Below are 19,659 nucleotides of genomic sequence, written 5' to 3' on the forward strand. Positions count from 1 at the left end.
CTCCCAGGGGCTCCGCGCTATCAAATCAGATGGCTCGTTCCTTGCTCGGAAATGCGCATTTCCAGCGCATGACCTTGAGGGTCGGATGTTCCTGAGACCATTTCGCGATTTCGCTGGGTGCAAGGACCATGCACTGGAACAGAGTGCCGCGGCTCTCGAAATAGAGATGCTCGTCTCGGCAATTGCCCGGATTGGTGCTGAGGCAAACCGTCAATATGAGATCGACCATATCCATTCAGCACCTCTTGCGCGCTCCAACGCCCGCCTCGGCGAGTCCGACCCAATTGGGAGCCTGGACAAGATCGCCAGCTGTCGGATTTCCCCAGGTGCCAGTAGGGAAAACCGGAATGAGCCGAAGCTACGCGTTCGCCGGATGGCCGTCAACAAAGACGAGTGGACAGGTCCACTGGGTAGCCAAGCTCTAAACCTTTGTACGGTTGACTTTCACAGCATGCCAACTAGCTTCAGAGTCACGCGGCGCCGCTCCACAGGAGAAGCGGATATATTCCACTCCGCCGCGTAAGGCGCATACCGACGGATCAAAGGATCGGCATGCGCAAATCGTCCAGGGCACCCAGACGATCAATGAGGAAATGATATGCGCGCAATCGCATTTTTCGCAGTCGTGTCCGTTGTGCCCTTCATCACGAGCCAATCCCAGGCACAGGATGCCGCGGCGGGTGAGAAGGTCTTCACCAAATGCAAGGTCTGCCATGTCGCCGACCAGGACAAGAACAAGGTCGGCCCGTCGTTGAACGGCGTCATCGGCCGAACGGCCGGCACCCACTCGGGATTCAGTTATTCTCAAGCAATGGTCGCGGCCGGCAAATCCGGCGTCAAATGGGACGAACCCACGCTGACGACCTATCTTCGCGATCCCAAGGCCATGGTCAAAGGAACGAAGATGGCGTTCGTCGGCCTCAAGAAAGACGAAGACATAGCCAATGTCATCGCCTATCTGAAACAATTCTCGAAATAACGCGGCTCGCCGGCCGTTCTATTTTGCGTTCGGCCGGCGTTCGCCATGATCAAGCACCGGCCTGCAGCCTCTGCACCGCCGAAGGCAGATCGAAAAGGCTGTCGCAAACAAGGTCGGCGCCAAGCTCTTCCGCGGGAATGTGGGCGTAGCCGCCGCGCAGCAGAATGACGGGCATGCCTGCGGCGCGCGCGGCGCCGACGTCGGTGCCGCTGTCTCCTACCAGCAGCGTGTCACAGGGCTCAACTTCAAGCTGGGCGAGCGCCAGCAGCAGGGCGTCGGGCGCCGGTTTCATATATGTCACTGCGTCTCCGCCAACGATCGCACCGAAATATTCCGTCAATCCGAAATGCAGCAGGATTTCGCGGGTCGCCAACTGCGGTTTGTTGGTAGCCACGCCCATGCTTACTCCGCTCAAATGAAAATGGGTGAGAACCTCCCTGACGCCAGGCATCAGCCTTGTCAGGTCGGTCAGATGTCGGCGGTAGATGGGCGCCATGACACGGTTGGCCTCATCAAGTGCGTTGCCGAGGAGTGGCGTTCCCGACGCCGCGAAGGCTCGTTCGATCAATTTCCTGATGCCGCCGCCGATCATGGCCTTCACCCGATCCAGGCGCAGCGGCGGCAGATCACGGCTGGCCAGCAACTCGTTGACTGCGGCCGCTATGTCCGGCGCCGAATCGACCAGCGTGCCGTCGAGGTCGAACAGGATCGCCTTCGGCGATCGAAACGGCCTACCTGCGCCGACGTTCATGCAGCATCCTTCCACTTGATCGAGCAGCCGATCGAGGCGATCTGGTCGAGCGGACCATCGCCGGTTCGGGCAACCTGTTTCATCGCCTCGAACAGATCGCGTCGCAGCCCGGGCTGTCCGGCTTCTCGTCGCGAAGCGTCCAGCCGACCGCGATATTGCAGTCTCAATTCGCTGTTGAACCCGAAGAAATCGGGCGTGCACACGGCTGCGTAGTCGCGCGCTACAATCTGGGGCTCGTCGTGCAGGTAAGGGAAGCTGAAGCCGTTGGTGGTGGCAAAGAGCTTCATGTGGTCGAAGGAATCCTCCGGGTAGGTATCGGCATCGTTTGAGTTGATTGCGACAAAGCCGATGCCTTCGGCCTTGAGGTTATTGGCGTCGCGCACGATGCGCGAAATCACCGCCTTCACATATGGGCAGTGATTGCAGATGAAGACGACGACCAGGCCGTTTGGGCCGGCTTGGCTGAAGATCGAATGCGACCTGCCGTCGACGCCTGGCAAAACGGCATCGATGGCAGGCCAGCCGAAATCGCAGACAGGGGGGACTGCCGCCATGCTTGCCTCCGAGGAAACGGTTTACGCGGCTTTCCGGATCGCGCCGTCGGCCGCCTGTCTGATGGCGCCGATATTGGCGCGATAGGCTGCCTCGGTGCCGCCCTTGAACACAGCGGAGCCGGCGACCAGCACATTGGCGCCGGCCGCGGCGACCAGCGGGGCGGTCTCGGGCGTGACACCGCCGTCGATCTCGATGTCGATCGGGCGGTGGCCAACCAGCGCCTTGATCCGCCTGACTTTCTCAATGACCGCCGAAATGAAAGCCTGCCCGCCGAAGCCTGGATTGACCGTCATCAGAAGCACCAGATCGAGCCGGTCGAGCACATATTCGATGACGCTCTCCGGCGTCGACGGATTCAGCGATACGCCGGCCTTCTTGCCGAGATTCCTGATCGCCTGCAGGGAACGATCGAGATGCGGCCCGGCCTCGGCATGCACCGTGATGATGTCGCAGCCGGCATCGGCGAAGGCGGCCAGATAGGCGTCGGCTGGCGCGATCATCAGATGGCAGTCGAAGACCTTGTCCGTTCGAGCGCGGATCGCCTTGATCACCGGCGGACCAAAGGTGATGTTGGGTACGAAATGGCCGTCCATCACGTCGAGATGGATCCAGTCGGCACCCGCCCGCACGACAGCTTCGACCTCGTCGCCGAGCCGCGAGAAATCAGCGGAAAGCACGGAGGGTGCGATGATTGTCCTGGTGACCATTGTCGTCGTCTCCAATTCTGTCTGCGGTCCTGGTCGCTGCCGCCAGCCGGCTTCATTCTGTCAGCGCGCCTTCGTCTCGGGTTCGCCTTCGAGCTTGCCTTCCGCGAATACGCGGCTGCCGCGAATATCGGATTCCTCGATGGTGATAAGATCGGCCTTGGTCAGAGCCCGGCCGCGCGACGCGAAAAGACGGTTGGCCTGGCGCAGCCGCGCTCGGTCGAGCCCATTGCGGACCGAACGCGCGTTTGAGAAATGCGGCAGCCTCATGCGGATCGGAAGGTACTCTTCGAGCGCCTGGGCCGCTGCCTCGCTGAGACGATAATTCTGTTCCGCCAGCATGATCTCGGCGATCGATTTCAGTTCGCTGACGCCGTAGTCAGGAAAATCGAGGTGGTGGGCGATGCGCGAACGCATGCCGGGATTGCTGTCGAAGAAGCGGTCCATCTTGTTCTTGTAGCCGGCAAGGATCACGACCAGATCGTCACGGTTGTTTTCCATGCACTGCAGCAGGATTTCGATCGATTCCTGGCCGTAGTCGCGTTCGTTCTCAGGCTTGTAGAGATAGTAAGCCTCGTCGATGAAAAGCACGCCGCCCATGGCACGCTTGATCACCTCGCGGGTCTTGGGCGCGGTGTGGCCCACATACTGGCCGACGAGATCGTCTCGCGTCACGGCGACCATATGGCCTTCGCGGACATAGCCGAGACGATGCAGGATTTCGGCCATCCTCAACGCCACGGTGGTCTTTCCGGTGCCGGGATTTCCGGTAAAGTTCATGTGCAGCGTCGGCGCACCCGAGGTGAGCCCGAACTTGCGGCGAAGCCGGTCGACCAGAAGGAGAGCCGCGATCTCGCGGATGCGGGTCTTGATCGGCTTCAGGCCGACGAGTTCGCGGTCGAGCTTGTCCATCACCTCGTCGATGTTGGATGCCTCGAACTCGGCCTGCAGATCGACTAATTCGTCCTGCCCGGCAGCGCCCTTTGCGATCGTGTTCAGCATGGTTCGGCTAGCTCCGCTCGCCTTCGGGCCTATCGGTCGCATAAGGCACGATCGAGTACCCCTGGCTGCGGCCGTCGCGCTCCTGGCGCAGAAGCCGGAATCCGGGTTCGCTGGGTGGCCGGTTGACAATGAACGACATGCGCGGCGCTTCCCAGCCCTTGGTTGAATCGAAGGCGGTTACCCGCACATACATGTTCGGACAGGCTTTCCGGCAAGCATTGATTTCAAGCAGGATGCCCGCCGGATCTCTCAAGTCGAACATCGGGTTGCCGTACATTTCCCAATAGGTGTTTCGCGGATGCGGATCGTCCGTGTACTCGACGCTGACCGCCCAATGGTTTTTCAGCGCATATTTGATCTGCGCCGAAATCTGCTGGTCGGTGAGGTCGGGCAGGAACGAGAACTGTCCCTGCGTGACCTTGTTTCCCGGATTGGTCATCATGACGACGGTTCCTTTCGTCTAGAAGCTGGGCGTTGCGGTTGGCACGAAGTCGGCCGTGTCAGTCGATTCGTAGTTGAAGGTGACGTCCTTCCAGGTCTCCAGGGCCGCCTTCAGCGGCGTGCACCACCTGGCCGCCTGTTCGAGGATTTTGGTCCCTTCGCGCAAATAATCGCGTCCCTCATTGCGGGCCAGGATCATCGCTTCCAACGCGACGCGATTGGCCGTCGCGCCTGCCTGGATGCCGTCCGGATGGCCGATCGTGCCGCCACCGAACTGCAGGATGACGTCCTCGCCGAGATAATGGATCAGCTGGTGCATCTGGCCGGCATGGATGCCGCCCGAGGCGACGGGCATCACCTTGTTGAGCGAGGCCCAGTCCTGGTCGAAGAACAGCCCGGTTTCGAGGTTCTGCGGCGTGCGCTCCTCACGCAGCGTGTCATAAAATCCCTTGATCATGAGCGGGTCGCCTTCCAGCTTGCCGACAACCGTGCCGGCATGGATGTGGTCGACGCCGGCCATGCGCATCCATTTGCAGATGACGCGAAAATTCATGCCGTGGTTCTTCTGGCGCGAATAGGTCGAGTTTCCGGCGCGGTGCAGGTGCAGGATCATGTCATTGCGGCGTGCCCACTTGGCCATCGACTGGATCGCCGTGTAGCCGATGACGAGGTCGATCATGACGATGCAGGAGCCAAGCTGTTTGGCGAATTCGGCGCGTTCGTACATCTCCTCCATCGTGCCGGCGGTGACGTTGAGATAATGGCCCTTGACCTCGCCGGTGGCGGCCGACGCCTTGTTCACGGCCTCCATGCAGTAGAGGAAGCGGTCGCGCCAGTGCATGAAGGGCTGCGAGTTGATGTTCTCGTCGTCCTTGACGAAGTCGAGGCCGCCCTTCAGCGCCTCGTAAACGACGCGGCCATAATTGCGGCCCGACAGACCGAGCTTCGGCTTCGTCGTTGCGCCGAGCAGCGGCCGGCCGAACTTGTCGAGCCGCTCACGTTCGACCACGATGCCGGTCGCCGGTCCCTGGAAGGTTTTGAGATACGCGATTGGGATGCGCATGTCTTCCAGCCGCAGCGCCTTGACTGCCTTGAAGCCGAACACGTTGCCGATGATCGATGCGGTCAGGTTGGCGATCGAGCCCGGCTCGAACAGGTCGAGGTCGTAGGCGATGTAGGCGAAGTACTGTTGCTCGGTCTTGGTGCCGGGACCGGTGTTTGGCACCGGCTCGGATCTGAACGCCTTTGCGCGATAGAGCTCGCAGGCTGTCAGCCTGTCGGTCCACACCACCGTCCACGTCGCGGTGGAGGATTCACCGGCGATGGCCGCCGCTGCCTCCTCGTGATCGACACCGGGCTGCGGTGTGATCCGGAACACGGTGATCAGATCGGTCTCCTTGGGCCTGTAGTCCGGCTCCCAATAGCCCATCTTCTTGTAGGGGATGACCCCTGACTTGTAACGTTCCTTGCCTTCTTTGAGCGTACCCGCTGGCAGCATGTCGATCTTGTTCATGACAGGTCTCCTGTTTGTTGCTCAGGCGGCTTTCGCGGTTGCGATTTGGGGATCGAGTTTTCCCGCGGCGTAACGTTTCGCCATCTCGTCCATGGCGATGACCTTGATCTTCGAGGCGTTGGACGCTGTTCCGAAACGCTCGAAGCGGTCCCGGCAAAGATCGCGCAAGGCATCCATGGCCGGCTTCAGGAATTTGCGGGGATCGAACTCGCGCGGATTCTCCGTTGCGACGCGGCGGAACTGCCCAGCCATGGCCATACGGCAATCTGTATCGATGTTGACCTTGCGCACGCCGTAGCGGATGCCGCGCTCGATCTCCTCGACTGGAACGCCAAAGGTCTGGGGCATCTCGCCGCCGTACCGATTGATGATGTCCTGCAATTCCTGCGGCACCGAGGAAGAGCCGTGCATGACCAGATGCGTGTTGGGCAGCTTCTCGTGGATCGCCTCGATCACCTGCATGGCCAGAATGTCGCCGTCCGGCTTGCGGGTGAATTTGTAGGCGCCGTGCGACGTGCCGCAGGCGATCGCCAGCGCGTCGACCTGGGTGGCGGTCACGAAGTCGACCGCCTGATCGGGGTCGGTCAAGAGTTGGTCGTGCGAGAGCGCGCCTTCGGCGCCGTGACCATCCTCGGCCTCGCCGTGGCCGGTTTCCAGAGAGCCCAGCACGCCCAGTTCGCCTTCGACGGAAGCGCCGACCCAATGCGCCATACGTGCGACGCGCTCGGTTATGGCGACGTTGTAGTCATAGCTTGCCGGCGTCTTGGCATCCGCCATCAAGGATCCGTCCATCATCACCGAGGTGAAGCCGTGGCGGATCGCGGAAAGGCAGGTGGCTTCGCTGTTGCCGTGATCTTGATGGATGCATAGCGGGATGGCCGGGTGGATCTCGGTCAATGCCTCCATCATCTTGGCCAGCATGATGTCGTTGGCATAGGACCGCGCCCCGCGTGAAGCCTGGATGATGACAGGCGCGTCGCAGGCTTTGGCCGCTTCCATGATGGCGAGGCCCTGTTCCATGTTGTTGATGTTGAATGCCGGCACGCCGTAGCCATACTCGGCGGCATGGTCGAGAAGCTGGCGAAGGGTGATGCGGGCCATAGTGGATCCTCCTAGATGATGAGCTTCAGCGCCGCTGCGGCAACCGCTTCGGACGTTATGTTGAAATGCCGGTAGAGGTCGGGGGCAGGGGCGCTGGCGCCGAAGCCGGCCATGCCGACGAAAGCGCCCGTCTCGCCGATCCAGCGGTCCCAGCCCAGCCGGGCTGCTGCTTCGACCGCGACGCGCGGCGCCGAGCCGAGAACGGCCTTGCGGGTGGCGCTATCCTGCTCCTCGAAAAGCTCCCAGCACGGCATCGACACGACGGCGGCGGCGACGCCATGCTCGGTCTCCAGCCTTTCGGCTGCGGCAACCGCGATCTCGACCTCCGAGCCGGTGGCGATCAGGGTGACGGCGCGGTGCTCTGCCGGCTCGCGCAGGACGTAAGCGCCCCGGCCGGAGCGGTTCTCGTCGCTGTGCGCCTGACGCAGCATCGGCAGGTTCTGGCGCGACAGCACCAGAACGCTCGGCCGATCCTTGCTTCTCAACGCGAGTTCCCAGCACTCCGCCGTTTCGATGATATCGGCCGGGCGGAAGACATTGAGGTTCGGCGTGGCACGCAGCATCGCCAGGTGCTCGACCGGCTGGTGCGTCGGACCGTCCTCGCCGAGGCCGATGGAATCATGCGTCATCACGTAGATGACGCGCTGGCGCATGAGCGCCGAGAGCCGCATTGCGCCGCGCGCATAGTCGGCGAAGCACAGGAACGTACCGCCATAGGGCACGAAGCCGCCATGCAGCGCGATGCCGTTCATGGCGGCGGCCATGCCGTGCTCGCGGATACCGTAGTGAATGTAGCGGCCGGCATAGTCACTCGGCGCAATGCGGCTCATGCCCTTGGTGATCGTCAGATTCGAGTGCGTCAGATCGGCCGATCCGCCGACGGTCAACTCCGTTGCGCCGTTGATGGCCTCCAGCGCCATTTCGGAGGCTTTTCGCGTCGCCACCTTGGTTGCCTTCTCGACATGTTCGCGACGAAAGGCTTCGAGCGCTTCGAAGACCGTGTCGGGCAGTTCGGCGGCGACCGCGTTCTCGAAGGCCTCGCGCCGTGGGGAGGCGGCAAGCCGCCGCTCCCAGGCGCGCCGCATCTCCTCGCCGCGACCGGCAATCTCGCGCCAGGCGAAGAGGATGTCGTCCGGCACCTCGAACGGCGCGTGAACCCAGCCGATGTTTTCACGTGTCGCGGCGATCTCTGCTTCGCCTAGCGGTGCGCCGTGCGTCTTCTCCGAGCCGCCGAGATTGGGGGCACCCTTGCCGATTACCGTGCGGCATGCAATCAGCGACGGCCGATCCGACCGCCGCGCCGCCTCGATAGCCGCGGCGACTGCTTCCATGTCATGGCCGGCGATACTTTGGACATCCCAGCCGGCGGCTTCGAAGCGCGCCGGCTGGTCCATCGACGTGGAGAGGGAGGTCGGCCCGTCGATGGAAATCGCATTGTCGTCCCAAAAGACGATCAGGCGGGAAAGCTTCAGGTGACCAGCCAAGTCGATCGCCTCGTGGCTGATGCCCTCCTGCAGGCAGCCGTCGCCCGCAATCACATAGGTATGATGATCGACCAGATCGGCGCCGTAGCGGGCGGCAAGCATGCGTTCGGCCAGCGCCATGCCGACCGCCGTGGAAATACCTTGTCCGAGCGGGCCGGTGGTCGTCTCGACACCAAGCGCATGGCCGTATTCCGGATGTCCGGCGGTGCGGCTGCCCAATTGCCGAAATCGCTGCAATTCCTCAATCTGCATGTCGTCATAGCCGAGCAAATAATGCAGCGCGTATTGCAGCATCGAGCCGTGGCCGGCTGAAAGCACGAAACGGTCACGGTCAGGCCAGTCCGGCCTCGACGGATCGATATTGATGAAGCGGTTGAACAGCACCGTTGCGACATCGGCCATGCCCATCGGCATGCCGGGGTGGCCCGAATTCGCCTTCTGGACGCTGTCCATCGCCAGCGCGCGAATGGCGTTCGCCATGTCGCGCTCCGGGACGGGAGCGGCTGCGGTGACAGGCATCAGTGCTGTTTGGCTGGTCATTGCGTCCTCCTCACGACACACGGCTCTTGCGTTCGATCAGTTGCAGGATGAGCGGCGTCAGGATCAGCTGCATGGCAAGGTCGAGCTTGTTGCCTGGCACCACGATGGAATTTGGCCGCGACATGAACGAGTCGTGGATCATCGACAGCAGATACGGAAAATCGATGCCGCGCGGATTGGCGAAGCGGATAACCAGCATCGATTCATCGGGCGTCGGAATCCAGCGCGCGATGAACGGGTTGGACGTATCGACGATCGGCACGCGCTGGAAGTTGATGGCGGTCTGCGAGAATTGCGGGACAATGTATCGGACATAGTCGGGCATCCTGCGCAGGATCACGTCCATCACCGCCTCGGTGGAATAGCCGCGTGTCGAACGGTCGCGATGGATCTTCTGGATCCATTCGAGATTGATGACCGGCACGACGCCGATCCTGAGATCCGCATGCTTGGCCAAATTGATCGTCTCGGTGACGACGCAGCCGTGCAAACCCTCGTAGAAGAGCAGGTCGCTGGGAGCGAACTCGCGCCATTCGGTAAAGGTCCCCGGTGGCGTGCCGTGCTGCTTTTCCTCTTCCTCGTCATGGATGTAGGTGCGGGTCTTGCCGGTTCCCCGGCGGCCATATTCCGCGAACACCTCTTCGAGAATTTCGAGTTCGTTGGCCGCGGCATGGAAATGGGTGAAGTTCGGGTTGCCGGCCTTTTCCTCCTCGGCCACCTTTGCCTTCATCGCGGCGCGGTCGTAGCGGTGGAATGCGTCGCCTTCGATGAAAGCGGCCTCGATGTTCTCGCGCCGGAAAATCAGCTCGAAGATGCGCTTGACCGAGGTCGTGCCGGCGCCCGACGAACCGGTGATGGTGATGATGGGGTGCTTGGCTGACATGGTGCTGCTCAGGCTCTGAACAGGCCGCGGCGGCTGAACAGGGGCGCACGTTCGCCGATGTTGCTCGGCTCCGTGTGGTAGCGGGTGATGCGCGCGACTTCCCGTGCCGAGCCGAAGATCATGGGCACGCGCTGATGCAGGCTCTCGGGTTCGATTTCCAGGATGCGGGTGATCGCATCGGTGGCGGCACCGCCAGCCTGTTCTATGAGATAGGCTATAGGGTTGGCCTCGTAGACGAGGCGCAGTCGTCCCTGGCCGTAGCCCTTGCGCCTATCGCCGGGGTAGAGGAACACACCGCCGCGCATCAATATGCGGTAGCAGTCGGCGACCAGGGAGGCGATCCAGCGCATGTTGAAATCCTTCTCACGCGGTCCTTCCGTGCCCTCCAGGCAGTCGTCGACATAGAGCCGCACGGCCTCGTCCCAGTGCCGGTAGTTGGCAGCGTTGATGGCGAACTCCTGAGTGCGTTGCGGAATGATCCGGCTCTCGTAGGCCTGGACGAAGGTGCCGAGCCTGGTCGAGAAGACGAAGACATGCGTGCCGCTGCCGAGCGACAGGACGAGGGCCAATTGCGGCCCATAGATGAAGAAACCAGCGCCTAGCTGGTTCACGCCCGCTTGCAAGAAAGAGGCGGCCGGATCGGCATCCGGCGCGCCAGTTGCGGTCAGGAGCGAGAAGATCGTTCCGATCGACACGTTGGTATCGATGTTCGAAGAGCCGTCGAGCGGGTCGATCGCAATGGCGAGTGGCGCTTGCCTGTCGAGCAGGACCGGCTGCTCCAGTTCCTCGGAGGCGTAAAGCGCGACCGGAGCGCGGCGCATGGCGTCGAGGAAGATGTCGTCGGAGAAGACGTCGAGATCCTTCTGGACGTCGCCGTCGGCGTTGGCGCCACGGGTTTCGGCAAAGGCGGCGCCGAGCACCCCTTGGTTGATGGTGTTGCGGACCTTGATGGCGGCCTGTGTCAGCTGACGGACGGTCGTCACAACTGCCGAGCGGATTTCGTCAGGCTGGCCGAGATAGGAGTTCAGAAAAGCGTCGAGCGTTGCCGCTGGCATCGTAACCTCCCGATCCGGCCGCATCTCCTCGGATCGGCTGGATCGGGGGAATGGAACCAAACGAGAGGTGATAAGTAAAATTCAATAACTTTACCTAAGGACTAAAAAGAATTTAGTATGCGGCATGAGGAACCTCACGCTGAAGCATTTCAAGACCATCCAGGCGATCATCAAGTCCGGGAAAATTGTCAGCGCGGCCAAGATGTTAGGCCTGTCTCCCTCAGCGCTGACAATCCAGTTGCGGCAGGTGGAGGAAGAATTCCAACTGGCTCTGTTCGACCGGACGTCGGACGGCATGCGTCCCACTGCCGCAGGTTTGGCCTTCGTCGAGACGGCGCAGGCCATCGAGGAGCACCTCGGCCTGCTCGAAGACAAGATGGACGCCATCAAGGGCGTACGCACCGGCAGCTTGAGGCTTGGCGTCGTTTCCACGGCCAAATATTTCGCGCCGCGGCTGATGGCTGCGTTCATGAAGGACCATCCCGACATCGACATGCGGCTTGCCATCGGCAATCGTGCCCAGACGATCGACAATCTCAGGAATCACGACATCGACATCGCGCTGATGGGGCGCCCGGCGAAAGAGGTTCCGGTGCGTGCTTCGGTCTTCGGCGATCACCCGCTGGTCATCATCGCGCCGCCCGAACATCCGTTGGCGGCGGCGCGCGATATCTCCAAGGAGCGGATCGCCGAGGAGCATTTCCTTATTCGAGAGCCCGGCTCCGGAACCCGCATCTCGCTGGAAATATTCCTGAGCGACGTGCCTGGCCGTATCGACGATCTCGGTGTCGAGATGGGCTCGAACGAAACGATCAAGCAGGCGGTGATGGCTGGTCTGGGCATCGCCTTCATCTCCGCCCACACCATCGCGGCAGAAACAGAAGCTGGCCGGCTCGTCATCCTCGACGTTGTCGGCATGCCGATCCGCCGGCAATGGTTCTCCGTGATGCGAACCGATCACGCAATCTCGCCGGCCATGGCTACGTTCAATGATTTCCTGATGCGCAAGGGTGCGATGTATCTGCCCCTGTTCGGGAAGCTGTATCCAGACAAAGCGGGATGACATCGCGCGGACGCAATAGATGAAAGTCCGGTGGAGAACGCCCGCGGCCGTTGGTGTTATATAAGCGGCATGTTATGTTGCAGTGCGAAAGAGCGGGGGCCACGTCCTTTCACACCCGTATGCGATCTGTATGTGCGACCCCTGCAGACTGGTCGGTGTTTAGGAAACCTCCCGGGGTAAGGGTTCGGGAATTCGATGGGGAAAAAGGGGTAATGCTTTACACACTCGTTATGATGGTCTGCCTGACGGATGTACCGCAGACCTGCGAACAGCGCGAACAGATGGTGGACGGCCTGGCGATGAATCCCGGCACTGCCTTCATGCAGGCGCAGCCGTTGGTGGCCCGGTGGATCGACACGCATCCCGGTTATTTCGTGCAGCGCTGGCGCGTGCTGCCTGGCCGGGCGTCATGATCCCGGCCGCCAAGATCAACAAGACCTATTTCTTCGAGACGAGTGTTTCCAAGACAGTCTTGGACAACTGGTAAAGTCGTTGCTCGATTATCGTCGGCACATCGCAGACATAGGTCAGCGACTGGACACGCTCGTTGAAAATTCGTGTCGCGAAATTCAGCTGGTCGGTTCGCCGTTCGATTTCGTCCGGATCTGCATCGGCCTTGGCGCGCAGCGCGTCGACCTCGGATGCCTCCTTACGCAACTGAGCCGCCATTTCGAGCTGTTTGTGGGCATAACGGGAGATGCCGGAAATCACGTGCGAACGCTCGGCGTCCATGTGATCGAACATTCCCTTCACCAGCATCGTCATTTTTGGTGCGACCTGCTCGGGCGGCAGAGAAGCCGCGAAATCCTTGATCTCCTTCTGGGCTTCGGGAATCGGCATCCGCCGGGCCGCCACCGCCTCGACCAGTGCGGAGACGCTGGGATCCTTCGCCCAATCCTTCGCCGTCGCAGGAAGCTCCGGCCCGTTCCAGATCTGGCCGAGCGACAGCTGTGGCACCTTGCGCTGCATGCAGGGCCAGTCGGGATCGGTGTTTGCCGCGCTGGCGCCGCCCATGGAGGCAAGCGTGGCGGCCAGAACCAGATTGTGAACAAGTCTCATTCGCGCCATCAGGCGTTTCCTCCCGTGTCCTGTTTGCGGATCACCAAGCCGCGCGAAGGGTCGTATGCGATGATGGCGCCGCCCAGAAACAGCAGCGTGCAGCCGGCGACGACGCCCAGCGACAGCCACTCGATCTGCCCGTAGAAGGCGAAGCGGATCAGCTCGACGGCGTAAGTGAACGGATTGGCGAGACAGATCTTGTAGAGCAGGGGGCTCGCCTCCTGAATACGCCACAAGGGATACAGCGCGGGAGACGCAAAATAGCCGGGAAATATGACGAAGTTCATGATGCCAGCGAAGTTTTCGAGCTGCTTGATCATGGAAGACAAAAGCATGCCGAGCGCGCAAAGCATCATGCCTGACAGGAACAGTGCCGGCAGCACATAGAGGTAGCCGAGCGGCGGCGCCTTGACGCCCCACAGCCAGGCAACGATCAGGAACGCGTAGACTTGCACGATCGACACGGCAACGCCGGCCAGCATCTTCGACACCAGCAGGAACCAGCGCGGAAACGGGCTGACCAGAAGGATGCGCATGTTGCCCATCTCGCGGTCGTAGACCATCGACAGCGAAGACTGCATGCCGGAAAACAGCAGGATCATGCCGCATAGGCCCGGTGTGATATAGACCTCGTAGAGCACATAGGTCTTGTAGGGCGGGATGATCGACACGCCGAGCACCTGGCGGAAGCCGGCAGCGAAGATGAACAGCCAGACGAGCGGCCGGACCAGCGAGGAAATGAAGCGCTCGCGCTGGTGCAGGAAGCGCAGGCACTCGCGCAGGACGACGCCCTTCAGGCAAATGAGATAGTGGCGGAGGCCGAATCGTTCAGACCGCGCCGGCATGATGCCGGCGATTTTTCCGGGCGTCGCAGGAGCGCTCATGGCGACGTCTCCGTCATACCTGCCGCGTCGACGCGGTTGAGTTTCGAAAAGGCATCGCGAATCGAAGTTCCGCCATTCACCTGGACGACATCCGACACCTTGCCCTTGGCGACCAGGTCACCCCGCCGCAGCACGACGACATGGTCGGCGTCCTCGACTTCATCGATCAGATGCGTGGCCCAGAGCACGCCGATGCCCTCGGTTTCGACGAGCTTGCGGATGGTCGCGAGGATGCCCGCGCGCGACTCGATGTCGAGGCCGACGGTCGCCTCGTCCAGCAGGAGAAGGGAAGGTCGGTGAAGCAGCGCCCGGGCGATCTCGATGCGCCGCATCTGGCCGCCGGAGAGGCTGCGTGCCTTGTCATGCTGGCGGCCCTTCATGTCGACCGTTTCAAGCAGCGCGGCGATGCGCTGGCGAGCTTCGCGTCCGCCAATGCCATGCAGCGAGGCATGGTAGGAGAGATTCTGGTAGACGCTGAGATCGAGGTCGAGCGTGCGCGCCTGGAACACGATGCCGACCCGTCGGAGTGCTTCGCCAGAAGCGCGGCGGATGTCATGGCCGAAGATGCGGATCGATCCGTGACGTGTGTCATAGAGGTGGCTGATCAGTGAGAACAGCGTTGTCTTGCCGGCGCCGTTGAGGCCTAGCAGCACGGTGAAAGTCGCCGGCGCGATCGAGAAGGAGACGTCGTTGAGCGCTCGCTTTGCTCCATAGGAATGGCTGACAGCATCGACATCGAGCGCCGCCACCTCGTCTCCCGGTCCGCTTGTCCTCATATATTGCATGCCGGATCGCTCCTTCAGGATGCGTTGGCTATCTGGCGCGCCTGATCGCCTTGATCTTACTTGATCGTGATCTTACCCTTCAGGCCCTTGCCGGCGAGGTCGGGAACCGACCAGGTATATTCGCCCGGGCGAACGGTATGGAACTGCACCTGGATCGTTCCCGCGTCATCGAATTCCAGCCAGGCAGGTCCGCCGTCCATATGCACCTCCAAATCGTCGATGACGATCTGGTCCATCCAAACATTGCGGAAGAGGTCGGTCACGAACTTGTATTCGAAACCGCCCTTGGAGGTGATCTTCCAGCGGTAGCCCTGGCCGGCGATCAGCTCGAAGTCCTTCTGATTGACGGCGTAGGTGGAATCGGCCGAACCGATAATCAATTCCGGCAGGTTCTTGCTGGCACGCGACGGCTTTGGCGCGTCGTCCGCCCTTGCTCCGGTCGGTGCAAGGACAAATCCGGCGAGCGCGGCGAAAGCAAGCGTGCGGCAAAGTTTCATGTCGTGTGCCTCCCGATGATCGATGTCTGTCCGTTACTTAGGCGAAATGACCACACCCCAGGGCTGCTGGCCCACGGTGAGCGATTGGACCGGCTCGTCGGTCGCAGTGTCTATGAACGTGATGTCGTTGGAGTTGCCATTCGTGGTGATCAGCGTTTTCTGATCGGGCGTGAAGGCCAGATGCCAGACGCGCTGGCCGACGAGAATGTATTTCTCCACCTCATAGGTATCGGTATCGATCACGGCGACATGGTTCGCCGGGCCGAGCGCGACATAGGCTTTCTTGCCATCGGCGCTGATGGCGATGCCGACCGGCTGGATGGTTTCAGCCCGCAGGCCTTGAATCGCGAACTGGATCTTCTTCACCACTTCACGCTTGGCATTGTCGATGACGCTGACGGTGCCGCCGACCTCTGCGCTGACCCAGATCTGTGAGCCGTCGGGCTTGAATTCGGCGAAGCGCGGGCGCGTGTCGACCAGCACATTGTCGGTCACCTCATGCGTGCCGGTGTCGATGAAATGCGCCATGCTGGTGGTTTCCGAGGTGTTGACCATGGTCTTGCCATCGGGGCTGACACCCATGCCTTCCGGTTCCACGCCGACCGGAATCTCGGCCAGAACCTGCCTGCTTTCGACGTCGATAGCGGTGACGAGATTGTCGTCCTCATTGGCGACATAGAGCGTCTTGCCGTCAGGCGAGAGCACGAACAATTCGGGATCAGGGCCGGATGGCAGCGTGCCGACGATTTCAAGCGTCGCGGTGTCGATGATTTCGATCGTGTCGTCGTCACTGGCGCATAGATAAACGAACTTGCCGTCATGCGAGATGGTGATGCCGCGAGGTCTCTGGCCGACTTCGACGGTCTTCACCACCTGCATCGTCGCCGTGTCGACGACGGTCATCGTGTTGTCCTTCTCGTTGGAAACGTAGGCCGTATAGGCCGATGCCGGGCTGGCCGTGAGGCCGGCCACGAGAATGGCGAATGCGCAAGCTCGTTTCTGCACGCAAATTCCTCCCGATTGGCTCTATTTGAGAACGCATTTCGTTTCCGGCTGATCGACACCGAGCGTGTCGAGTTCGGAGACCTGGTGGAGATAGCCCTCCTGTGGCGATGTCGAGACGACCGACTTGGTGTCGCCGAGCAGGATCGGCTGGCGAAGCTGGTGGTTCCATTTGCGGAAGGTCAGCTTCTGTCCCTTGAAGGCGGCAACCGAGAAATCGTTCGAGCGGATGTAGTCGCTGATCTTTTTCGCATCGTCGCCCTTGGTGCGCGTGGTGGCCTCGCCGACGGCCCGCACCGCCGTCCAGGCCGACATGTCCCTGGAAAGCATCCGCCGGCCCGTCGTCTTCAGGAAGCGGCTCTGCATCTGGATGCCGCCCCATTGCTCGCTGGCGGGATGCCACGACGATGCAACCAGACCGGCCGTGCCGGCGACCAGCCGCGGCGTCCAGGTACGGTAGGGCACGTAGGTCCCGAACACCTCGCTTTCGTCGGCGACAAGCACCACGTCATGCTCCGGCAGGTCTTGCGTGAAGACGGAAATCTGCTGCTGTATCTGCGTTGCGCCGGTGTCGGTACGCCTGGCTGTGCCGGTATCCTTGAATTCCTTCTCGGCGACGATCTGGCCGCCGAAACGGGTTGCAGCGCGGCGCAACGCATCGGCGTAAAGATGATCCTGCTCATGCGAACCGTAGAGCAGCACCCAGTTCGGCCATTTCTTCACCATGAGATACTGTGCCAGTGCGTCGGCCAGCATGCTGCGCGTCGGCGCGATGTGGAAAACGTTTATGCGGCAGTCCTCCTCGCGCAGGCTGTCGTCGGTCGCGCCGACGTTGAAGATCAGCACGCCCTTGTCGCGGGCGATGTCGGCGATCGACAGCAATTGTTTGGCCGAGAGGTCTGCGATCACGTAGCGGTCGCCTTTGGCGATCAGCTGCTCGAATGCCTGAATCGCGTCGCCTCCGGGCTTGATCTCGGTCACGTCGAGGCTGAATTTCTGGTTGGTGAACTTTCCGGTCGTGTTGTTGTCGCCGATTGCCACATCGGCACCGGCGACGCCTTCATCACGCGGCGGCAGGTCGAGCATGGAAAGCGTCAATTGCGGCGCGTAGGCCCGCAAATAGCCTATCTTGATTTCGGTTATCTTTTTTTCCGGCTTCGCCGCCGCTTCCTGGCCTATCGCGTCGGAAGCGTTGACGGTCAGGGAAAAAAAGCACAAAAAGGCAGCGAGAGTGCTCGGCACCGCGCTCGTCATCGATAGTAATTACCCATTCTTGCGCCAAGGTCTGACAGTTGCCGGACCGGTGCCAAGTCAAGGTGCCCATGATCAACTTAGCGGACCCGCAAAATTTATCAAACCCTATCGGACGACTTTCCGCGTCTGCCCTGGTGCCGTGCCTTTTTGGCGGACGTGCCGCCGCCACATTGAAGCCGGCGGTTGCAGCCAACGTCGATTTGCGTGGCAACACCGACGAGTCGTGGCGCAGGGATCTTTGTAAAATCCTCTTGTCCTCCAAACTGGAGAAACTGTTCAAATGACCAGAATGCTGGCCAGCGTCACCGGCATCGAAGAGGCGGAGATCGCCCTTTCGGGAGGCGTCGACATCGTCGACCTGAAGGATCCGAAGGCGGGAGCGCTGGGCGCGTTATCCACGGAAACCATCCGCAAAACAATTTCGTTCATCGCTGGTCGGGCTCCGGTCAGCGCGGTCTGCGGCGACCTGCCGATGGAACCCGAAACGATCCGCGTCAAGGCCGAAGAGATCGCGGCGACCGGCGTCGATTATGTCAAGATCGGGTTTTTCCCATCGGCTGACATCTCTGCCTGCGCAGAGGCGCTCGAACCGATCGCCGCGCGAACGAACCTGATCGCTGTGCTTTTTGCAGATTTGGCGCCGGACTTCGAGCTTCTGCCGGTATTCAGCAGGCATCGCTTCCACGGCGTGATGGTTGATACCGCGCAAAAGGGAAAGGGCCGGCTGCTCGACCATCTGCCTCCGGAGCGTATTCCGGGGTTCGTCGATCGATCGAAATCGTTCGGCCTGATGGTCGGCCTGAGCGGTTCGCTGGAGACCCCGGATATTCCGCGCCTATTGCCTTTCGCTCCCGATTTTCTCGGCTTTCGCGGGGCGCTGTGTGGCAACTCCGGCCGCGCGGGCTCTATCAGCGCCGAGGCGGTTTCGCAGATTCGCGAGTTGATCCCGGCACAACCCGGGACCGGCGGTCAATCGAGCGTCGACTATCGCCTCTTGGCGGCGAGGGGTTATTCGCCGGGTACCGATTCGACGCTGGGCACGGACAGGATTTTCGTGCGGGATTTCGTTCTGCCGGTCCAGATCGGTGCCTACAGCTTCGAGCATGGCCATACTCAGAAGGTGCGCTTTGATGTGATCGCCGACGTTCTGCAGGTCACCGACCATCCCGAGGACATGCGTCATGTGTTCTCCTACGACATTATCATGGATGGTATTCGCACCATCGTTGCGCGGGGCCATATCCAGCTCAGCGAGGCTTTGGCCGAGCAGGTGGCGGCGCACATTCTGGAGAACCAGCGTGTCGTGCGCGTCACGGTACGGGTGGAAAAGCTTGAGCTCGGTCCTGGCGGCGTTGGCGTCGAGATCGAACGCAAGCGCCAATCGGCAAGACGCGGTGTTACCTCCGGCTCTGGCGGCCGGAAAGACCGAAGCGGTGTTTCGCGGCCGCGTCAGGAAGGCCGCGACGTCCTCAGGCGAGCCGTCGTCAAGCTTGGCGGCAGCACGGCCCATGCGGCGGAAATGAAGAGCTGGATCGCAGCGCTGGCGGGTTCCAGGCTGCCGATCGTCATCGTGCCCGGCGGCGGCATGTTTGCCGACCAAGTGCGCGAGACGCAGACCCGCATGGAATTTTCCGACACCGCCGCACATGCCATGGCGATCCTCGCCATGGAGCAATTCGGCCATGTCATCCTCGATCGGGACGAAAGGCTGACGCCGGCACGGTCGCTGGAGGAGATCGTGCGAGCGTTGGACGAGGGGAAGATCCCGGTATGGCTGCCGTCGTCGCTCGCGCTGCCGGCATCGGACGTTCCGGCCTCCTGGGAGATTACCTCCGATTCCCTGGCCGCCTGGCTTGCCGGCAAGCTGGGCGCGAGCGCGCTGCTGCTTATCAAGCAGACGGGTGCATTCTTCGACAACGATACCATTGACAGCCTGAAGGCCAGAGGCATTGTCGACCCAGGCTTTGGCGCCATGCTGCCCGATGGCGTCGATTTCCGTCTCGCCGGTCCGAAGGATGCAGCCGAGGCCGGCGCGCTGCTCGCGTCGGGCAAGCTGCCCGGCATCGGGATCGTGGCTTCGGCCGGGTCGGCAAAGAAGGCAGGTTAG

Annotated in this window: 21 protein-coding genes; 4 read left to right on the plus strand and 17 right to left on the minus strand. The window is 61.6% G+C overall.

What is annotated here, in order from left to right:
* Positions 1 to 25: 25 nt before the first annotated feature.
* On the minus strand, positions 26 to 235 hold the full coding sequence (locus ACSQ3L_RS07825) for a hypothetical protein (RefSeq protein WP_436159419.1): 210 nt from the start codon (positions 233 to 235) through the stop codon (positions 26 to 28).
* A gap of 363 nt (positions 236 to 598) precedes the next feature.
* Here ACSQ3L_RS07825 and ACSQ3L_RS07830 point away from each other — a divergent pair, with 363 nt between their 5' ends.
* Complete coding sequence (locus ACSQ3L_RS07830) at positions 599 to 979, plus strand: c-type cytochrome (RefSeq protein WP_436159420.1); 381 nt, start codon at positions 599 to 601, stop codon at positions 977 to 979.
* 49 nt (positions 980 to 1,028) lie between these two features.
* On the opposite strand, the gene gph is transcribed toward ACSQ3L_RS07830, so the two are convergent.
* The 10 genes from gph to ACSQ3L_RS07880 are packed head-to-tail and all read right to left on the minus strand — an operon-like array spanning position 1,029 to position 11,008.
* Positions 1,029 to 1,730, minus strand: coding sequence for a phosphoglycolate phosphatase (gene gph / locus ACSQ3L_RS07835; RefSeq protein WP_436159421.1), 702 nt, complete (start codon positions 1,728 to 1,730; stop codon positions 1,029 to 1,031).
* Positions 1,727 to 2,284, minus strand: a complete 558-nt coding sequence (locus ACSQ3L_RS07840) for a thioredoxin family protein (RefSeq protein ID WP_436159422.1) — start codon at positions 2,282 to 2,284, stop codon at positions 1,727 to 1,729. Before ACSQ3L_RS07840 ends, gph begins: the two co-directional genes overlap by 4 nt.
* A 21-nt stretch (positions 2,285 to 2,305) precedes the next feature.
* On the minus strand, positions 2,306 to 2,992 hold the full coding sequence (rpe, locus tag ACSQ3L_RS07845; RefSeq protein WP_436159423.1) for a ribulose-phosphate 3-epimerase: 687 nt from the start codon (positions 2,990 to 2,992) through the stop codon (positions 2,306 to 2,308).
* A gap of 60 nt (positions 2,993 to 3,052) precedes the next feature.
* A complete protein-coding gene (gene cbbX, locus ACSQ3L_RS07850) occupies positions 3,053 to 3,991 on the minus strand; it encodes a CbbX protein (RefSeq protein WP_436159424.1) in 939 nt (312 codons plus the stop codon).
* 7 nt (positions 3,992 to 3,998) lie between these two features.
* Positions 3,999 to 4,433, minus strand: a complete 435-nt coding sequence (locus ACSQ3L_RS07855) for a ribulose bisphosphate carboxylase small subunit (protein WP_436159425.1) — start codon at positions 4,431 to 4,433, stop codon at positions 3,999 to 4,001.
* 18 nt (positions 4,434 to 4,451) lie between these two features.
* Positions 4,452 to 5,945: a ribulose-bisphosphate carboxylase large subunit gene (locus tag ACSQ3L_RS07860; RefSeq protein ID WP_436159426.1), complete on the minus strand. Its 1,494-nt coding sequence runs from the start codon at positions 5,943 to 5,945 to the stop codon at positions 4,452 to 4,454.
* A gap of 21 nt (positions 5,946 to 5,966) precedes the next feature.
* Complete coding sequence (gene fba, locus ACSQ3L_RS07865) at positions 5,967 to 7,046, minus strand: class II fructose-bisphosphate aldolase (protein WP_436159427.1); 1,080 nt, start codon at positions 7,044 to 7,046, stop codon at positions 5,967 to 5,969.
* 11 nt (positions 7,047 to 7,057) lie between these two features.
* Positions 7,058 to 9,070 carry a transketolase gene (gene tkt / locus ACSQ3L_RS07870; RefSeq protein WP_436159428.1) on the minus strand — a complete coding sequence of 671 codons (2,013 nt, stop codon included), beginning with the start codon at positions 9,068 to 9,070 and terminating at the stop codon, positions 7,058 to 7,060.
* A gap of 10 nt (positions 9,071 to 9,080) precedes the next feature.
* Positions 9,081 to 9,953, minus strand: a complete 873-nt coding sequence (locus tag ACSQ3L_RS07875) for a phosphoribulokinase (RefSeq protein WP_436159429.1) — start codon at positions 9,951 to 9,953, stop codon at positions 9,081 to 9,083.
* Positions 9,954 to 9,961: 8 nt separating this feature from the next.
* Positions 9,962 to 11,008, minus strand: a complete 1,047-nt coding sequence (locus tag ACSQ3L_RS07880) for a class 1 fructose-bisphosphatase (RefSeq protein WP_378983982.1) — start codon at positions 11,006 to 11,008, stop codon at positions 9,962 to 9,964.
* A 124-nt stretch (positions 11,009 to 11,132) separates the two neighbouring features.
* On the opposite strand from ACSQ3L_RS07880, the gene ACSQ3L_RS07885 reads away from it, so the two are divergent.
* Positions 11,133 to 12,071 (plus strand): LysR family transcriptional regulator, encoded by a 939-nt coding sequence (locus ACSQ3L_RS07885; protein ID WP_436159430.1) that lies wholly within the window; start codon positions 11,133 to 11,135, stop codon positions 12,069 to 12,071.
* A gap of 212 nt (positions 12,072 to 12,283) precedes the next feature.
* On the plus strand, positions 12,284 to 12,484 hold the full coding sequence (locus ACSQ3L_RS07890; RefSeq protein ID WP_436159431.1) for a hypothetical protein: 201 nt from the start codon (positions 12,284 to 12,286) through the stop codon (positions 12,482 to 12,484).
* Positions 12,485 to 12,509: 25 nt separating this feature from the next.
* Here the strand turns inward: ACSQ3L_RS07890 and ACSQ3L_RS07895 are convergent, their stop codons facing one another.
* The 6 genes from ACSQ3L_RS07895 to ACSQ3L_RS07920 are packed head-to-tail and all read right to left on the minus strand — an operon-like array spanning position 12,510 to position 17,552.
* Positions 12,510 to 13,085 (minus strand): hypothetical protein, encoded by a 576-nt coding sequence (locus ACSQ3L_RS07895; RefSeq protein ID WP_436159432.1) that lies wholly within the window; start codon positions 13,083 to 13,085, stop codon positions 12,510 to 12,512.
* Positions 13,086 to 13,138: 53 nt separating this feature from the next.
* Positions 13,139 to 13,975: an ABC transporter permease gene (locus ACSQ3L_RS07900; RefSeq protein WP_436163395.1), complete on the minus strand. Its 837-nt coding sequence runs from the start codon at positions 13,973 to 13,975 to the stop codon at positions 13,139 to 13,141.
* Positions 13,976 to 14,010: 35 nt separating this feature from the next.
* Positions 14,011 to 14,799, minus strand: a complete 789-nt coding sequence (locus ACSQ3L_RS07905) for an ATP-binding cassette domain-containing protein (protein WP_436159433.1) — start codon at positions 14,797 to 14,799, stop codon at positions 14,011 to 14,013.
* 56 nt (positions 14,800 to 14,855) lie between these two features.
* On the minus strand, positions 14,856 to 15,296 hold the full coding sequence (locus tag ACSQ3L_RS07910) for a hypothetical protein (protein ID WP_436159434.1): 441 nt from the start codon (positions 15,294 to 15,296) through the stop codon (positions 14,856 to 14,858).
* Positions 15,297 to 15,329: 33 nt separating this feature from the next.
* Complete coding sequence (locus ACSQ3L_RS07915) at positions 15,330 to 16,301, minus strand: YVTN family beta-propeller repeat protein (protein ID WP_436159435.1); 972 nt, start codon at positions 16,299 to 16,301, stop codon at positions 15,330 to 15,332.
* 21 nt (positions 16,302 to 16,322) lie between these two features.
* Positions 16,323 to 17,552: an ABC transporter substrate-binding protein gene (locus ACSQ3L_RS07920; protein WP_436159436.1), complete on the minus strand. Its 1,230-nt coding sequence runs from the start codon at positions 17,550 to 17,552 to the stop codon at positions 16,323 to 16,325.
* Between the two features lie 280 nt (positions 17,553 to 17,832).
* Between ACSQ3L_RS07920 and ACSQ3L_RS07925 the strand changes: the two genes are divergently transcribed.
* Positions 17,833 to 19,659 (plus strand): (5-formylfuran-3-yl)methyl phosphate synthase, encoded by a 1,827-nt coding sequence (locus ACSQ3L_RS07925; RefSeq protein WP_436159437.1) that lies wholly within the window; start codon positions 17,833 to 17,835, stop codon positions 19,657 to 19,659.

It is taken from the genome of Mesorhizobium sp. LjRoot246 (assembly GCF_964254115.1).
Classification (GTDB): domain Bacteria; phylum Pseudomonadota; class Alphaproteobacteria; order Rhizobiales; family Rhizobiaceae; genus Mesorhizobium.

Coding starts and splice junctions, on each gene's coding strand:
- ACSQ3L_RS07825 (WP_436159419.1), bottom strand. CDS start 235: ATGGATATGGTCGATCTCATATTGACGGTTTGCCTCAGCACCAATCCG.
- ACSQ3L_RS07830 (WP_436159420.1), top strand. CDS start 599: ATGCGCGCAATCGCATTTTTCGCAGTCGTGTCCGTTGTGCCCTTCATC.
- gph (WP_436159421.1), bottom strand. CDS start 1,730: ATGAACGTCGGCGCAGGTAGGCCGTTTCGATCGCCGAAGGCGATCCTG.
- ACSQ3L_RS07840 (WP_436159422.1), bottom strand. CDS start 2,284: ATGGCGGCAGTCCCCCCTGTCTGCGATTTCGGCTGGCCTGCCATCGAT.
- rpe (WP_436159423.1), bottom strand. CDS start 2,992: ATGGTCACCAGGACAATCATCGCACCCTCCGTGCTTTCCGCTGATTTC.
- cbbX (WP_436159424.1), bottom strand. CDS start 3,991: ATGCTGAACACGATCGCAAAGGGCGCTGCCGGGCAGGACGAATTAGTC.
- ACSQ3L_RS07855 (WP_436159425.1), bottom strand. CDS start 4,433: ATGATGACCAATCCGGGAAACAAGGTCACGCAGGGACAGTTCTCGTTC.
- ACSQ3L_RS07860 (WP_436159426.1), bottom strand. CDS start 5,945: ATGAACAAGATCGACATGCTGCCAGCGGGTACGCTCAAAGAAGGCAAG.
- fba (WP_436159427.1), bottom strand. CDS start 7,046: ATGGCCCGCATCACCCTTCGCCAGCTTCTCGACCATGCCGCCGAGTAT.
- tkt (WP_436159428.1), bottom strand. CDS start 9,070: ATGACCAGCCAAACAGCACTGATGCCTGTCACCGCAGCCGCTCCCGTC.
- ACSQ3L_RS07875 (WP_436159429.1), bottom strand. CDS start 9,953: ATGTCAGCCAAGCACCCCATCATCACCATCACCGGTTCGTCGGGCGCC.
- ACSQ3L_RS07880 (WP_378983982.1), bottom strand. CDS start 11,008: ATGCCAGCGGCAACGCTCGACGCTTTTCTGAACTCCTATCTCGGCCAG.
- ACSQ3L_RS07885 (WP_436159430.1), top strand. CDS start 11,133: ATGAGGAACCTCACGCTGAAGCATTTCAAGACCATCCAGGCGATCATC.
- ACSQ3L_RS07890 (WP_436159431.1), top strand. CDS start 12,284: ATGCTTTACACACTCGTTATGATGGTCTGCCTGACGGATGTACCGCAG.
- ACSQ3L_RS07895 (WP_436159432.1), bottom strand. CDS start 13,085: ATGGGCGGCGCCAGCGCGGCAAACACCGATCCCGACTGGCCCTGCATG.
- ACSQ3L_RS07900 (WP_436163395.1), bottom strand. CDS start 13,975: ATGCCGGCGCGGTCTGAACGATTCGGCCTCCGCCACTATCTCATTTGC.
- ACSQ3L_RS07905 (WP_436159433.1), bottom strand. CDS start 14,799: ATGCAATATATGAGGACAAGCGGACCGGGAGACGAGGTGGCGGCGCTC.
- ACSQ3L_RS07910 (WP_436159434.1), bottom strand. CDS start 15,296: ATGAAACTTTGCCGCACGCTTGCTTTCGCCGCGCTCGCCGGATTTGTC.
- ACSQ3L_RS07920 (WP_436159436.1), bottom strand. CDS start 17,552: ATGACGAGCGCGGTGCCGAGCACTCTCGCTGCCTTTTTGTGCTTTTTT.
- ACSQ3L_RS07925 (WP_436159437.1), top strand. CDS start 17,833: ATGACCAGAATGCTGGCCAGCGTCACCGGCATCGAAGAGGCGGAGATC.